13 protein-coding genes and 1 pseudogene are annotated in these 14,125 nt (G+C 64.8%); 2 read left to right on the top strand and 12 right to left on the bottom strand.

The window, feature by feature from the left end; all coding sequences use genetic code 11:
* The 12 genes and pseudogenes from ACFFN1_RS08330 to cysK form a co-directional block, all read right to left on the bottom strand.
* Positions 1 to 148, bottom strand: a pseudogene (locus tag ACFFN1_RS08330) (ISL3 family transposase); the annotation flags it as partial.
* 707 nt (positions 149 to 855) lie between these two features.
* Positions 856 to 1,806 (bottom strand): sporulation-delaying protein SdpB family protein, encoded by a 951-nt coding sequence (locus tag ACFFN1_RS08325; protein ID WP_376840218.1) that lies wholly within the window; start codon positions 1,804 to 1,806, stop codon positions 856 to 858.
* Entirely contained in the window at positions 1,800 to 2,318 is a 519-nt protein-coding gene (locus ACFFN1_RS08320) for an SdpA family antimicrobial peptide system protein (protein ID WP_376840222.1), read from the bottom strand. The genes ACFFN1_RS08325 and ACFFN1_RS08320 overlap by 7 nt, the downstream gene beginning before the upstream one ends.
* 52 nt (positions 2,319 to 2,370) lie before the next feature.
* Positions 2,371 to 3,030: a sporulation delaying protein family toxin gene (locus ACFFN1_RS08315; RefSeq protein ID WP_376840217.1), complete on the bottom strand. Its 660-nt coding sequence runs from the start codon at positions 3,028 to 3,030 to the stop codon at positions 2,371 to 2,373.
* Positions 3,031 to 3,288: 258 nt separating this feature from the next.
* Positions 3,289 to 5,061 (bottom strand): dihydroxy-acid dehydratase, encoded by a 1,773-nt coding sequence (ilvD, locus tag ACFFN1_RS08310; RefSeq protein WP_376840216.1) that lies wholly within the window; start codon positions 5,059 to 5,061, stop codon positions 3,289 to 3,291.
* 206 nt (positions 5,062 to 5,267) lie between these two features.
* On the bottom strand, positions 5,268 to 6,236 hold the full coding sequence (locus ACFFN1_RS08305) for a 2-hydroxyacid dehydrogenase (RefSeq protein ID WP_376840215.1): 969 nt from the start codon (positions 6,234 to 6,236) through the stop codon (positions 5,268 to 5,270).
* A 48-nt stretch (positions 6,237 to 6,284) separates the two neighbouring features.
* Positions 6,285 to 7,085, bottom strand: a complete 801-nt coding sequence (locus ACFFN1_RS08300; protein ID WP_376840214.1) for a CE1759 family FMN reductase — start codon at positions 7,083 to 7,085, stop codon at positions 6,285 to 6,287.
* The gene (locus ACFFN1_RS08295; RefSeq protein WP_376840221.1) at positions 7,078 to 8,217 is read right to left on the bottom strand and encodes a CE1758 family FMN-dependent luciferase-like monooxygenase; all 1,140 of its coding nucleotides are present in this window, start codon (positions 8,215 to 8,217) and stop codon (positions 7,078 to 7,080) included. The genes ACFFN1_RS08300 and ACFFN1_RS08295 overlap by 8 nt, the downstream gene beginning before the upstream one ends.
* Positions 8,218 to 8,343: 126 nt before the next feature.
* Complete coding sequence (locus ACFFN1_RS08290; RefSeq protein WP_376840213.1) at positions 8,344 to 9,285, bottom strand: alpha/beta fold hydrolase; 942 nt, start codon at positions 9,283 to 9,285, stop codon at positions 8,344 to 8,346.
* On the bottom strand, positions 9,282 to 10,013 hold the full coding sequence (locus tag ACFFN1_RS08285; protein ID WP_376840212.1) for a DUF998 domain-containing protein: 732 nt from the start codon (positions 10,011 to 10,013) through the stop codon (positions 9,282 to 9,284). The genes ACFFN1_RS08290 and ACFFN1_RS08285 overlap by 4 nt, the downstream gene beginning before the upstream one ends.
* Positions 10,014 to 10,143: 130 nt before the next feature.
* A complete protein-coding gene (epsC, locus tag ACFFN1_RS08280) occupies positions 10,144 to 10,797 on the bottom strand; it encodes a serine O-acetyltransferase EpsC (protein ID WP_376840211.1) in 654 nt (217 codons plus the stop codon).
* Between the two features lie 7 nt (positions 10,798 to 10,804).
* Positions 10,805 to 11,734 carry a cysteine synthase A gene (gene cysK / locus ACFFN1_RS08275; protein ID WP_376840210.1) on the bottom strand — a complete coding sequence of 310 codons (930 nt, stop codon included), beginning with the start codon at positions 11,732 to 11,734 and terminating at the stop codon, positions 10,805 to 10,807.
* Positions 11,735 to 12,039: 305 nt separating this feature from the next.
* Here cysK and def point away from each other — a divergent pair, with 305 nt between their 5' ends.
* Positions 12,040 to 12,615: a peptide deformylase gene (gene def, locus ACFFN1_RS08270; protein WP_376840209.1), complete on the top strand. Its 576-nt coding sequence runs from the start codon at positions 12,040 to 12,042 to the stop codon at positions 12,613 to 12,615.
* Positions 12,616 to 12,835: 220 nt separating this feature from the next.
* A complete protein-coding gene (locus tag ACFFN1_RS08265; protein WP_376840208.1) occupies positions 12,836 to 14,074 on the top strand; it encodes an MFS transporter in 1,239 nt (412 codons plus the stop codon).
* Positions 14,075 to 14,125: the final 51 nt, after the last annotated feature.

Raw genomic sequence — 14,125 nt, 5'->3', positions numbered from 1 at the left:
TTGTCAGCAGGCCGCGCGGGGCGGCGACCTGCGTGTTCTGCTCGAGGAACGTCACGACCGGGCAGGCAGACTCGCGGCAGATCCAGCGGTGCTTGCGCCATCGCAAGCAGGCAGGCCGTCCAGCGGATGGGGCGTCGACCAGGGTCACAGTGACGCGCCCGTGGCCGGTCGGGATGACACCGCATCCGGGGCAACCGGTCAGCGGGTCGCAGGCCTCGATGTCGAGGACGACGGCGGTGTGTGACCTCGGCGTGGATGAGATGGAAGTCAGGCAATCCGAGCAGGACGTCACACCTGGCACAGCGATCCAGAGCAACAGCGCAGGGACACATAGAATTAGGCATTGTCGAGGTCCTTGGAGTAAGCAGAGGTAAGAGTCCGCTCATCATCGAGGACCTCGACGTCTATCTCCAACACCCTTGCCCGATCGGCGTGCCCACACTCAACTCTGAAGAGCCCGTAAAACCGGGCGCGGTACGACCGTGAGTCGTACAGGGGCGGGGTTTCACCAACACGATCGTCCGGCGCATCCGCAGCGAAACGTAGCCGCGAATCACCCGGCAGAAACGATTCTGAATGGGGAATGGTTCCAGAAGCCGTTCTTGAGTACCACGTTGACCTCATTAAACGACTCATCCACACGAAAGAGCTCAGGCTCACACCCCAATACCGGACCGCGAGAGAAGTAGCGGATACCTGCACCAATTCGCAGGGCATGGACGTCAACAGAAACTACAGTCGGTTCAGTGAAACTTGCTGGAAACTGCCTGTCATTCACACACACTACCGGGGAGGCAAACATTCGGATGAACCACCCATTCATCCAGTGCGTCTTCACATACACACGTATTCGATTCACCCTCGCACCTCTTCCATATTAGACAGCGAGTTGGAGCTTCGCTCATCAAACCAATTCCAAAAGGCGATATCGTAGAGCTTCAATGTAGGTCCTGTTGCCGCCAGCACAGCGCCGATCATCACAAAAGCAAACGACCACAACCCAATCATGGCGATAAACATTCCATGGAGAAGGACAGCCAACCAGAACGCAGCCGGCCGCCACCGGGCGGAGCCGAGCAAGAGCAACGCTATCGCAACCTCGATAACTATAGCCCCCCACGTCATCAAAAGAGAAAACACAGGAATATTTACTAGCCAATCAAAGATTAGGCCGAACGGCCCCGATGTACCAAACATGGGATCCAACGTGATGAAATATACGGCAGTCCCATCCTTCCACTCGGGCACCGACGTCTTCGATATAGCAGCATTCAAATACACCCAGATTAGCTGAAAGCGCAGCAGGTGACTCGCAGCCCATGTCACCGGAAGCAACGGAGACCCACTGGAAGTTGTGGCATGCCAATGATTCAAACGACCATCAGACAACAGGACTACGGCGAGGATGACAACAACAATTTGAGACACTGCCTCGCCACCGTCAGGCAAACTAGTTGCAGGAGATATCGATAGCGTTACCCATGCATGGAGAATTCCCGTATACCTCGGAAAGAATCCACTCAATACGATAACCAAGCCTACTATCATCACCACAGAGGGAAATACTAGGCCCACTGAATCGTACATCATGCAATAGGCGCCTACTCTGCCCACTCCATTACAAGATGGACCAAAGGACCCGCCGTCCGTCGGCACAAAGAGTGCGTGCCAGTCTGTGAATAATAGGACAGACAACTGCCCGGAAGCGATCAGTGTTCGGGCTAGCGCGATCTTTCGAGAGCCGGCAGGAGTCGCAGATATCGCCCTGTCTGTATAAGAAAGTACTGACGTAATACTATTCAACACTTCACACTCAGCTTCACAACGTGCAGCGGTGTATGACTTTCAGGGGTAAGATCCCGGTAGGACCAAGCCGTTGGTGCCGCCTGGACCACTATCACCTCACCCCATAGAGTCTTTATTGGTGCCCGATTATCTACCTTGTGCACCTTCTTCTTATTTGACTCCATTGTTTTAATACATGTTTCGAGCTCGTCACCGGTCTCGCATTGATGCCAATCTTCATCCGTAAGGCGCAGGAGCATATTTGGCCCTTCAGGACCCTGGGCCCTCTGCGTACGACTGAGCCCAAAAAGATTGTCGCTACGCCCTTGAGGAGTAATCATAAGCGATTTTAGACTTGTCGAATCGTAGAAGAATAGATCTGGCTCGGAAGGCGGTTTGGTAAAGAACGCCCAACCCTGCGGAGCGAGATCAACACTGAGAGCGCGGAGCGGATTTACTTTACCACGGTCAGAAACAACATTGCTCGGCAGTGAGTAAAAGATTGACGCCAGGAACACTAGTGTTCCCACCATCAATACTCCCATACCTACGATCGCTCTTCCGTACATAATTCGAAGTTTCGCCTCATGCAGCCAAAGCACGCGTCAAATTCGCGATCAGCTCAGTTTTCACAAGTTCGCCATCCGCCGCGTCCGGAGCCATCAGGTAAGACACGGCAGACGGAACCACAGCGAGTGCGACGACTGCCATAGTTGCAACAGCAGCATTTGCATACACGGCTACATTCACGAAGGCCGCACCATAGGCGATTACACAGACCTTTGCACCTGCCCCACATCCGTCCTGAGCTTCAGCCGACAGAGCAGTCACACCGTACTCAGCCTCAAGCATTTCAAAATACGTATCAGTGAGAGTCACTAAGGCCTCTTCAACCTTCAGTGGATCACCCGAGGTCAGCGGATCGAGAACCTCTGACTTGAAATCTTTATGGTAGTCAAGGTACTTTCCGATGACCTCGTCGAGAAGCTCCTTGTTCGTCTCCGGTCGCTCTTCCGAGAAGTTCAATCGTTCGAGCAAATCTGGATTCTCCTCCGCCACGCGGCCCGTGCCATCGAAGAGCAACTGCAAAATCTCTTCATCCGTATATTGGCTTTGAAGACGGGACGTCGACGCTTCCTCCTCAAGAGATTTTTCGCTCGGCGCTGCTTCAGCAATGCTGGAGCCACCGGCTAGAAACGTCACCGCGAGCATTAACGATACGACCGACCTTGCCTGTGCCTTCATAACATTTCCTCTTCGATTTTTCATAATTGTGGTTCGGGCCGTGTGCAACTACGCCCTGCCTTCAACATTGACACATCCCAACCAGGTCCACCATTGGCCTTTCGTAGAGCTTCTACGACTTTCGTCTCCCCATGTCGAGTATGTCGATGACAGCCAGCTCAACGACCGCTCCCGAGGCGGTGGCTGGGCTCCAGCCACCGCCTCGGGAGCGGGTGCGCGGCACCGGCACAGGTGCCGGAGTCGATCAGGAGGGCCCGATCAGGTGGTCACGGCGCCGACCGAGGCCGACTGCACGAGCTTGGCGTACTTGCCGAGCACGCCGTGCAGGCGCGGATTCTCCGGCATCTGCCATTTCTCGCGGCGGCGGGCCATCTCGTCCTCGTCGACGTGGAGGTCGATGCTGCGGGCGGCGATGTCGACGGTGATCCTGTCGCCGTCTTCGACGAAGGCGATCGGCCCGCCGTCGACAGCCTCGGGCGCGACGTGGCCGATGCACAGGCCGGTCGAGCCGCCGGAGAACCGGCCGTCGGTGATGAGCAGAACGTCCTTGCCGATGCCAGCACCCTTGATCGCGCCGGTGATGGCGAGCATCTCGCGCATACCCGGCCCGCCTTTGGGGCCTTCGTAGCGGATGATGACGACGTCGCCCTTCTTCAGCTCGCCGTTCAGCACCGCGTCCATGGCCGGCTGTTCGCGGTCGAAGACGCGGGCGGTGCCTTCGAAGACGTCGGCGTCGAAGCCGGCGGACTTCACGACCGCCCGCTCTGGTGCCAGCGATCCTTTGAGCACGGTGAGCCCGCCGGTGGCGTGGATCGGGTTGTTCAGCGCGCGCAGGATCTTGCCGTCAGGATCCGGCGGGTTGATCTTCGCGAGGTTCTCGGCGACCGTCTTGCCGGTGACGGTCATGCAGTCACCGTAGAGCAGTCCGGCGTCGAGCAGGGCCTTCATGATGACCGGCACGCCGCCGATCTTGAACACGTCGTTCATGACGTATTCGCCGAAGGGCTTGACGTTGCCCAGGTGCGGGACCTTGTCGCCGATCCGGTTGAAGTCGTCGAGGCTCAGGTCGACCTTCGCCTCATGGGCGATGGCCATGAGGTGCAGTACGGCGTTGGTCGAACCGCCGAAGGCCATCGTGACGGCGATCGCGTTGAGCAGCGATTCGCGGGTGATGATGTCGCGGGTGGTGATGCCCTGCCGCAGCAGGTTGACCACCGCGGACCCGGATTCGCGGGCGAAGAGGGTGCGGTTGCGGTGGATGGCCGGCGGGGCGGCCGAGCCGGGCAGGGACATGCCCATCGCCTCGGCCGCGGAGGCCATCGTGTTGGCGGTGTACATGCCGCCGCAGGCACCCTCACCAGGGCAGACGGCGCGTTCGATGGCGTCGACATCGGCTTCGGTCATCTTCCCGGCACGGCAGGCTCCGACGGCTTCGAAGGCGTCGATGAGGGTGACTTCGCGTTCGGTGCCGTCGGACAGCTTCGCGGTGCCGGGCATGATCGAGCCGTTGTAGAGGAACACGCTCGACAGGCCCAGGCGGGCGGCGCCCATGAGCATGCCGGGGATCGACTTGTCGCAGCCGGCCAGCAGCACCGAGCCATCGAGGCGCTCGGCGGACATGACGGTCTCTACCGAGTCGGTGATGACCTCACGGGAGACGAGCGAGTAGTGCATGCCCTCATGGCCCATCGAGATGCCGTCGGAGACAGAGATGGTGCCGAACTCCAGCGGGTAGCCGCCGGCGTTGTGCACGCCTTCCTTGGCGAAGCCGGCGAGCTTCTCCAGCGTCAGGTTGCACGGGGTGATCTCGTTCCATGACGAGGCCACGCCGATCTGCGGCTTCGCCCAGTCGTCATCGCCCATGCCGACCGCCCGCAGCATGCCGCGGGCGGCGGCGCGCTCGAGGCCGTCGGTGACGTCGCGGGAGCGGGGCTTGATGTCAACGCCATCGGCGACGCCGCCGACGGTGCTGCCGGCTGCGCCGCCGGACTGCGGGTTCTCCACTGCTGATTCCTCGTTCACTGTGCTCATGAGGGCAGTGTAGGTCGCCGCCTCGATTCCGCCACCGGGCGCCCCACATGACGGACACACCGGCTGGAATCCTGCGGGAAACGGGCCCGAGGCGCCGGTCGCCGCAGGCTTTGGGCAAGACTTCCGTGCCCATTTGCCCAGGACACATCCGTGCCCGAGGCGGGGCCCGCCTCGGGCACGGAGCGTTAGCTAGGCAGACGCGCAGGTCAGCTCACGATGTTGAGCGGCTTCTGCCCGTCGTTGATGCGGCGGACCTGCTCGGTGAGCATCTGCACGATGCGCGGTTCGAAGGCGGTCGTGTCTCCGCCGATGTGCGGGGTCAGCAGCGTGTTCGGGGTGCCCCACAGCGGGTGGTTCTCCGGCAGCGGCTCCGGGTCGACGACGTCGAGGGCGGCCTGCAGGCGCCCGGAGCGCAGCTCCTCGACGAGCGCATCGGTGTCGACGACCGGGCCGCGGGCGACGTTGACGACAAGTGCGTTGTCCGGCAGCTGGGCGAGGAACTCCTTGTCGACCAGGTGGTGGGTGGCATCGGTCAGCGGGGTGATGAGGATGACGACCTCGGCGTGCGGCAGCAGCTTCGGCAGATCCTCCGGCCCGTGGACGGTGCCGCGGTCATCTTCGCGTGCGCGGGAGGCGACACGGGTGAGTTCGACGTCGAAGGGCTCCAGTCGGGCGGCGATCGCATCGCCGATCTCCCCGACGCCGACGACGAGCACCCGGCGGTCCTGCAGGGAGCGGCGCCGCCGGTGGTTCCAGTTGCGCGAGACCATATCGCGCGCAGCCGCGTCGATGCCGCGCAGCTTCGCGAGCACTAAGGCGACGGCGAGTTCGGCGGTGCCGCCGGTGTGCACGCCCGAGGCGGTGGCGACGGTGTATCCCTCGTCGAGAAGGTGGGCGACGGGGTCGTAGCCGGTGGTCTGCAGCAGCACTGTCTTGAGGTTCTCCAGCTGCGGGATCAGTTCGATCGTCGGGCCGAAGTCGGTGTAGGGCAGGATGAGGACGTCGACGTCGTCCGGGCTGGTCTTGTCGGACTTCTCCTCAGCGGAGTACACAACGAGGTCGACGTTGGCGCGCTGGTGGGCCGGGATCCGGGCGATGACCCGGTCGCGCAACTCGGAGTCGGGAAAGGCGATCGTGCGGATGCTCTGGGCGCTCATGGCGTCTTGCGTGCTCATACGCCCATTGTGTCATTCTTCCCCGCCCGGCTGACAGGGGTGCGCGGCTCAGCTGCGGAGCAGTTCGGCGAACGGCGTCACGGCGTTCGGGTCGAGTGCGTCGACCGGACCGCGGCGCACCGCCGGCGTGGCGACCTGCGCGGCGAACTGCGGCCGGTCACCGGCCTGCTGTCGGTCACCGGCGTGCTGCTGTGCCTCCGTCTCCCCGGGGGCGAGCTCGAGTTCCGGCAGACCGGGCCCGGCTGCTTCCTCCCCTGCTGCCATCTCCAGGGATTCCTCCCCTGCCGCCGCTGGGCGCAGCGCGCGCACGAGGTCTGCCAGTTCGGCTCCGGCTGCCGTGATCCGCTCGGCGAGGCCGCCGCGCTCTCCCATGCCCGAGGTGTCCGCACCCCAGTCGTCGGTGGCGGCGAAGACCGCGGTCGGGACGATGATCGCCTTGAGGTAGCTCAGCAGCGGACGCAGGCTCGTCTCCGCGGCCAGCGAATGCCGGGCGGTGCCGCCGGTCGAGCCGATGAGCACCGGGGCGCCGGCGAGCGCGGCATCGTCGATGAGCTGGAAGAACAGCGTCTGCAGCCCCACCGGATGGCTCTTGTAGATCGGGGCGACGGTGATGAGCGCATCGGCGCGCTGCACGGCGGCGAAGGCGTCGTCGAGGGCCGGCGAGGGCAGCCCGAAGACGGTCATCGTGACCATCTCCTTGGCCAGGGTGCGCAGATTGATCTCGGTGACCGTCACCTCGGGCGCGGTGGTCTCCAGCGCCGAGGCGGTGGCGGCGGCGAGCCGGGCGGCCAGCCGCGAGGTCGTCGAGTCCTCGCTCAGGCCGGTGGCGACAGTGACGATCTCAAACATCGGTGTCCTCCTCTGCGGTGGTGTTCTGCCGGCCGCCGGGCACCGGGTCCTTGCCGGCGCGGTGGCGTGCGACGAGCCAGTCGTGGGTCGGTGAGTCGGGCACATCGGCCGGGCGGGCGGCGTCCATCTCGCGGCGGATGACCGGGGCGACCTCGGTGCCGAGGATCTCGACCTGGCGCAGCGCGACGTCGTGGGGCAGGCCGGCGTGGTCGACGAGGAAGACCAGCCGCTGGAAGTCCCCGGCCCATTCGCGCATGCCGAGGTAGCGTTCGATGATCTGCTGCGGGGAGCCGACGGTCAGCGGCGTCTGGGCGGTGAAGTCTTCCAGGGACGGGCCGTGGCCGTAGACCGGGGCGTTGTCGAAGTACGGGCGGAAGAACTTCACGGCGTCCTGCGATTTCTCATCCATGAACACCTGTCCGCCGAGGCCCACGAAGGCCTGGTCGGCGCGGCCGTGGCCGTAGTGGGCGTAGCGCTGCCGGTAGAGGTTGACCATCCGGGCGGTGTGGCCGGGATTCCAGAAGATGTTGTTGTGGAAGAAGCCGTCGCCGTAGTAGGCGGCCTGTTCGGCGATCTCCGGGGACCGGATCGAGCCGTGCCACACGAACGGCGGCACGTCGTCGAGCGGGAACGGTGTGACGGTGTAGCCCTCCAGCGGGCTGCGGAACTTGCCCTGCCATGAGATGTTCTTCTCCCGCCACAGCCGGTGGAGCAGGTTGTAGTTCTCTACCGCCAGCTGGATGCCCTGCCGGATGTCCTTGCCGAACCACGGGTAGACCTGGCCGGTGTTGCCGCGGCCCATCATGAGACTCAGCCGCCCATCAGAGAGGTGCTGGGCCATCGCATAGTCCTCAGCCATGTTGACCGGGTCGTTGGTGGTGATGAGCGAGGTCGCCGTCGACAGCCGCAGCGTGGTCGTGCGCGCGGCGATGTGGGACAGCAGGACCGGCGGGGTGCCCGGCGCGACGAAGGGCGGATTGTGGTGCTCGCCGATCGCAAAGGTGTCGAGCCCGACCTGCTCGGCGGTGGTCGCCAGTTCGATCATGTTCATGATCCGCTGGTGTTCGCTCGGCGCCCGGCCGGTGTGCGGGTCGGGTGTGACGTCGCCGATCGAGAAGATGCCGATTTCCACGGTGCTCACCCGTCCCTAGTGGTTTAAATTTCAATTACAACCATCGTAACACCGTGCCCGAGGCGGATATTCCATGCTGCGGCACCCCGCCTCGCGCATGGTGCGGCATCCGCCTCGGCGGCCGGTTCAGGTCGGTGCGATCCGGCGCACGCGGGCGGCGACGGCGTGCGGCTGGTCGATCATGACGAAGTGGCCGGAGCCGGTGATGACGGAGAAGTCGATGTCGATCTCCTGTGAGATCGTGCGGGCTTCGGCCAGCACCGCGTCGATCCACGTCTGCTCGTCCCACAGCCCCAGCCGCCAGGTGCGCAGCCGCTCACCGGCACCGGGCGCCTGGCTCGGCCAGAAGGAGGCGGCAGGATAGACACCGGCCCGCAGGCCCGGGTGCAGCGGTGCGGTTGGGCGCAGTGCGGCGAGCGCATCGGCGAGGTGTTCGAAGTCGAGCAGTTCGCGCACGGTGGCTGCGAGCACGCTGTGGGCGCGGAACTCCGCTGCCGTGCCGGGGAAGCGGCGCCAGATCTCAGCGCGGCCGCGCACCCCGACCCACATCGCGAAGGACCCGAGGACATGCCAGGCGGCGATGATCGAACGTGACCGGATGACCGGGGCGAGCAGTGCCGAGCGCCGGGCGGAGCTGCGGCGCTGCTCGCTGCCGGCTTCGGACAGGGTCGAGCCGTCGAGCAGCACGATGGCGTCGACGACGTCCGGCGCCAGCCGGGCGGCGGCCTCGCACACGTAGGCGCCCATCGAATGGCCGATGAGGGTGAGCCCGGCGGGGGCGCCGGGAGGCTGGGTGCGCTGCGCCCATCGGGCGACGGCCAGGGCGCGCCGGGCTTCTTCGTGCAGTTCGGCACGGCGTGCGCGGAGGCGATCCTCCGGGGCGTAGCCGGGCCGGTCGTAGACGATGACACGGTGGTCGCTGGCGAGATCGGCAGCCAGCAGCAGCCAATCGGTCAGGGTCGAGGCGACACCGGAGACGCACACCACGAGCGGCCCGGCACCGACGTCGAGCAGCCGAGAGGGCCGGCCGAGGATCGGCACATGCCGCAGCTGCCGACGCCACGTCACGACAGGACTGCCGGTTCGGGCTGGCCGGCGGAAGCTGCACGGTCTGCATCAGCCGCACTGCGCCTGCGCTCGATCTGCAGTCGATGCTCTCCAGTATGCGGGGTGATGGTGAAGACGACGAGCCACAGGCTCACCATCGCCAGCGAGATCCGCTGGACGATGCCCAGGGCCAGCGGTTCGCCGGCGACGCCGTTGAAGGCGCTGAGTGCCAGGCTCAGCAGCACGCCTGCGGCCAGGCTCACGGCAATGGCGCGCCTGCGCCAGATGATGATCGAGGCGATGACGGCTGCGGCGATGCCGATGCCCACGAGGCTGCTGGTCACCGAATGCAGCTGGTGTGCCAGCCCGACGGTGCTGTTCTTCTCAGCCGCAGCGCATGCCACATCGAGGCTGGGGGTGCATTCCATCGGCAGCATCGCATCGCCGATCGTCGCCGCTCCGGCGAGCATGAGCCCACCGGACAGCGTCAGCCGCACCCACCTCGGGCCCGGTGCCGCGACGAGGACTGCGATGGCGACCATGAACTCCCCGGCGATCGCGTCCCCGGTGCGCATGAGGCCGGCCCCGGGCCGGCCGTCGGCGGCGTACTCGGAGACGAAGGCGGTGATGATGCTGAGCTCCGGGTCGATGCGCGGCAGGATCACCCAGGTCGAATACGCAATCGCGCACAGGACGGCGAGTGTGATCACCACGGAATGGGCAGGTGTCACCCGGTCTTGTGCGCTCATGGTCGTGAGTGTAGTCCGGCGTTCCTGTGAGCCGGCTCAGGCCATCGGGCGTGAGCCGGCCGACAGGTGACGTGCAGTCAGCCGTCGAGGTGACGGTCGGGCCTGCCGAGGTGACGGCCAGGGCTGCCCGTCAGATCCACAGGGCGGGGTCTTCGAGCTTCCACTCGTTGGCCTGCCGGCCGCTGCCGGGCTGGCGGATCGTGGCGGGGATGCCGACGGCTGTCGAGCCCTCCGGGACGTCCTTGACGACGACGGCGTTCGCCCCGACCGAGGAGCCGGAGCCGACGGTGACTGGGCCGATGATCTTCGCGCCCGCGCCGATCATGACGTTGTCGCCGATGGTCGGGTGCCGCTTGACCTGCTCCATCGTCGCCCCGCCGAGGGTGACCTGGTGATAGAGCATCACGTCGTCGCCGATCTCGGCGGTCTCGCCGATGACGACGCCGTTGGCGTGGTCGATGAAGAAGCGCCGGCCGATCGTGGCTCCGGGGTGGATCTCCACGCCGGTGAGCGTGCGCACCGCCTGGGACAGCAAACGCGCCGGGACCTTGCCGGCTTCGTGCTGCCACAGCTTGTGGATGCCGCGATGTGCCCAGATGGCGTGCAGACCCGGGTAGCTGATGAGCGTGACGAGGTCGTTGCGGGCAGCCGGGTCGCGGCGCTTGGCGGTGTCGAGATCCTCGCGCAGGGCCTGGCGGAATGCCGGCCGGGCGGCATAGGCGGCTCCGAGCGCGGCGGCCGAGGCGGCCGCCGCGCCGAGAGCGAGTCTTCGCAGTGCTGACATGTGCCGATCAGTCCATGTAGTCCGCGTAGAGCGGGGTCGACAGGTAGCGCTCACCGAAGCTGGGGATGATGACGACGATGCGCTTGCCGGCGAACTCCGGACGCGCGCCGAGCTTTTCCGCGGCAGCGACTGCAGCGCCGGAGGAGATGCCGACGAGGATGCCCTCCTCGCGGGCGACCTGGCGGGCCTTCTCCATCGCCTCGTCATCGCCGATGGCGAAGACCTCGTCGTAGATCTCGGTGTCGAGCACGGTGGGCACGAAGTTCGCGCCGATGCCCTGGATCTTGTGCGGTCCGGCGGTGCCTTCGCTCAGCAGCGGCGAAGCGGCCGGCTCGACGGCGGCGATCGTGACGTCCGGGTTGTGCTTGCGCAGCACCTCACCCACACCGGTGATAGTGCCGCCGGTGCCGATGCCGGCGACGAAGGCATCGACCTGACCATCGGTGTCGGCGAGGATCTCCTCGGCGGTGGTCTCGCGGTGGATCTGCGGATTGGCCGGATTGTCGAACTGGCGGGCCAGCACGGTGTTGTCCTGCTTGCCGATCTCCTCAGCCTTGGCGACCGCGCCCTTCATGCCCTCCTCCTTCGGGGTGAGGACGAGTTCGGCGCCGAAAGCGCGCAGCAGCGCGCGGCGTTCCTTCGACATCGATTCGGGCATCGTGAGGATGACCTTGTACCCGCGGGCTGCGCCGACCATGGCCAGCGCGATGCCGGTGTTGCCGCTGGTGCCTTCGACGATCGTGCCACCGGGGCGCAGCTCGCCGGACTTCTCAGCCGCATCGATCATCGCGACGCCGATGCGGTCCTTGACCGAGTTCGCCGGATTGTAGAACTCGAGCTTTCCAACGATTTCCGCGCCGCTGCGCTCGCTGGCCTTGTTGAGTCGTACGAGCGGTGTCCGTCCGACCAGCTCAGAAATATTGGAATAGATGTTCACGGGCGTGTCCTTTCGATTCGCACGTCTGGGCTGAGCCGTGGCTCGACTCAGCAGAGAGGGTTACGTCGACAGCGAAGAGCAGGACAGCTGCAAGCGCTGAGCTCTTCGCTCACACACCAGCCAATGGCTTCAGCTGCTGATTTGACTGCGGGAGGCAGTATCTACTGCTCTCAACCGCATGTGCCTCCAGCTTATTCCGGCGGGCTGTCAAGAGGTAATCGGGGCCGCGGCCCGGCAGCCGATCTGCCGGACATCGAACGCCCTGTCCTGAACAGCGGCTGGGGTCAGCCGATAGACTTCAGCCCATGACCATTCATCCCATCGTCGTCTACGGTGAGCCGGTGCTGCACCGGAAGGCAGAGAAAGTCGAAGCCTTCGACGCTGAGCTGGCCGAGCTCATCGAGGACATGTTCGAGACCCTGGCCGCGTCCAACGGTGTGGGCCTGGCGGCACCGCAGATCGGCGTCGGCAAGCAGATCTTCGTTTACGAAGCCGACGATGAGGTCGCAGGCGTGCGCCGCCGCGGTGTCTTCGTCAACCCGATCCTCGTCGCCTCGAAGATCCCGCAGGGTCGCCCGAGCATCGAAGACGAGTCTGAGGGCTGCCTGTCGGTGCCGGCGCTCGACTTCCCGCTCAAGCGCGCGAACAAAGTCACCGTCAACGGCGTCGACGGCACCGGCGCATCGGTCTCCTTGACGGTGGAGGGCTGGTTCGCCCGCATCATGCAGCACGAATTCGACCATCTCCAGGGCACGCTGTACGTCGACCGGCTCGATGCGAAGTGGTCGAAGAAGTGGAAGCGCGCGCAGCGTGAGTTCGGCTACAACGAACCGGGCCTGTCCTGGCTGCCCGGCACCGATGAGGACCCCTTCGGGCACTGAACTGAACCGGTTTCAGACCGGCACCGATTGATGCGCAGATCTGCAGCTGCGGTGAGCTGAGGCGAAGGAATGCCATGGTGCGCGTCGGTGCTCTCGACCCGGGCCTCGTTCCGCGAGAGAGTAGTGCTATGACGTCTCCTGACCTGCGCTGCAACATGGGCGAAACAGCTAGCCGAAGCTGCACAGCCGTGAAGTGCATGTCGTTGGCTCGAGGCGCATAGTGGAAACCGAAGCGCAGCTTCACATCCGGCGCGTCACGGCGAACTATCGCGCCGTCGTGGTTGTGGCATCTCTGGTGGACTTCGTGTTCGGCGCCACGTTCGTCTACCACATGACGGAGATCGGTGTGCAGCCGGCTGCGGTCGGTGCGCTTCTCGCGGTCGCAGGGATCGTGAGCTTTGCGCTCGAGATTCCAACGGGGATCATCGCCGACCGGATCGGCAACAAGCGCATCCTGGTCGTCGGGCTGACAATGTGGGCCGCAGGTCAGGCTCTCTTCGGCCTGTCGACGACCGTTCTCGCCGTTGCCGCCGGTCTTCTGCTCCTCAATGTCGCGCAGGCATTCTACTCAGGAGCCCCGGTGGCTTACACGGTCAACGCCCTCAACCGGATGGTTGCTGGTGAGCGAGTCGCCCGCGTATCCGCATCGGGAGTCTCGTGGAGATGGGTCGGCGCCGCGGCAGGCGGAGCAACGGTGTTCGTGCTTGGGGACCTTGTCGGGACGGGTCTTACTCTCACAATCTCTGGGGTGGCACTGCTGATCGCGGCAGGCTGGGTGGTGTTCGCATGGCCGCCGGAAACTCTCGACAGATCCGGCGGTCTGTCCGTGCATATCCGCTCAGCCTGGGCAGCGGGGTTTGCCTTCGTCGTTGCCCGCAGGTCCTGGACGCTCGTTGCGGCGCTGTGCGCTCTGGCTTTCGGCCAAGGCGTTCTGGTCTTGGTGTGGCAGCCGAAAACCCTCGAAGTCGGGGCGCTCTCGGCTTCGACACTCGGGCTCGTACTGGTTGTCCTCACCGCTGCGGCCGCTACAGGTTCGTATCTAGCCTCCCGCCTTGTGGATACAACAAAACACTGGGCACTCATCGCATCACTGGGTGTGATGGCTGCAGGTCTAGGCATCGCATCCGTGGATGCTGCCGTTTCGTTTGCTGGGCTGCTGCTGGCTGAGGTCGGACTCGGCGCATCTGGCGCGCTGCTGGCAGCAATGCAGCAGAAGATGTTCTCCGACGCACTGCGCAACACTCTGACCTCGACAGTTGCGGCCATCTTCACGGTTATAGTCGGCGCCGGCCAGTTAGTCGGTGGTGCTGTATGGGGGTCGCAGGGCTTGGCAGCTTCGCTTCTTGTGGGCGCTGGCGTGGTCGGAGTGATCGCGGGGGCTGTTGCCGCCAAGGAAGCTCTCGGGCTGGGCGCACCGCCTCGCCGCGAAGGCGAGCCGGACGCACATGAGGCCGGCTGACTGAGTGCGCACAGACGAACGGTGGTATCACAAGCCTGGCAGGCCGTGGCT

Origin of the sequence: Brevibacterium otitidis (genome assembly GCF_042429315.1) — a bacterium.
Lineage (GTDB): Bacteria > Actinomycetota > Actinomycetes > Actinomycetales > Brevibacteriaceae > Brevibacterium > Brevibacterium otitidis.
This window is presented reverse-complemented; position numbering and strand designations above follow the sequence as displayed.

Coding starts and splice junctions, on each gene's coding strand:
- ACFFN1_RS08305 (WP_376840215.1), bottom strand. CDS start 6,236: ATGAGCACGCAAGACGCCATGAGCGCCCAGAGCATCCGCACGATCGCC.
- ACFFN1_RS08300 (WP_376840214.1), bottom strand. CDS start 7,085: ATGTTTGAGATCGTCACTGTCGCCACCGGCCTGAGCGAGGACTCGACG.
- ACFFN1_RS08320 (WP_376840222.1), bottom strand. CDS start 2,318: ATGGTGGGAACACTAGTGTTCCTGGCGTCAATCTTTTACTCACTGCCG.
- ACFFN1_RS08315 (WP_376840217.1), bottom strand. CDS start 3,030: ATGAAGGCACAGGCAAGGTCGGTCGTATCGTTAATGCTCGCGGTGACG.
- ACFFN1_RS08285 (WP_376840212.1), bottom strand. CDS start 10,013: ATGAGCGCACAAGACCGGGTGACACCTGCCCATTCCGTGGTGATCACA.
- epsC (WP_376840211.1), bottom strand. CDS start 10,797: ATGTCAGCACTGCGAAGACTCGCTCTCGGCGCGGCGGCCGCCTCGGCC.
- ilvD (WP_376840216.1), bottom strand. CDS start 5,061: ATGAGCACAGTGAACGAGGAATCAGCAGTGGAGAACCCGCAGTCCGGC.
- def (WP_376840209.1), top strand. CDS start 12,040: ATGACCATTCATCCCATCGTCGTCTACGGTGAGCCGGTGCTGCACCGG.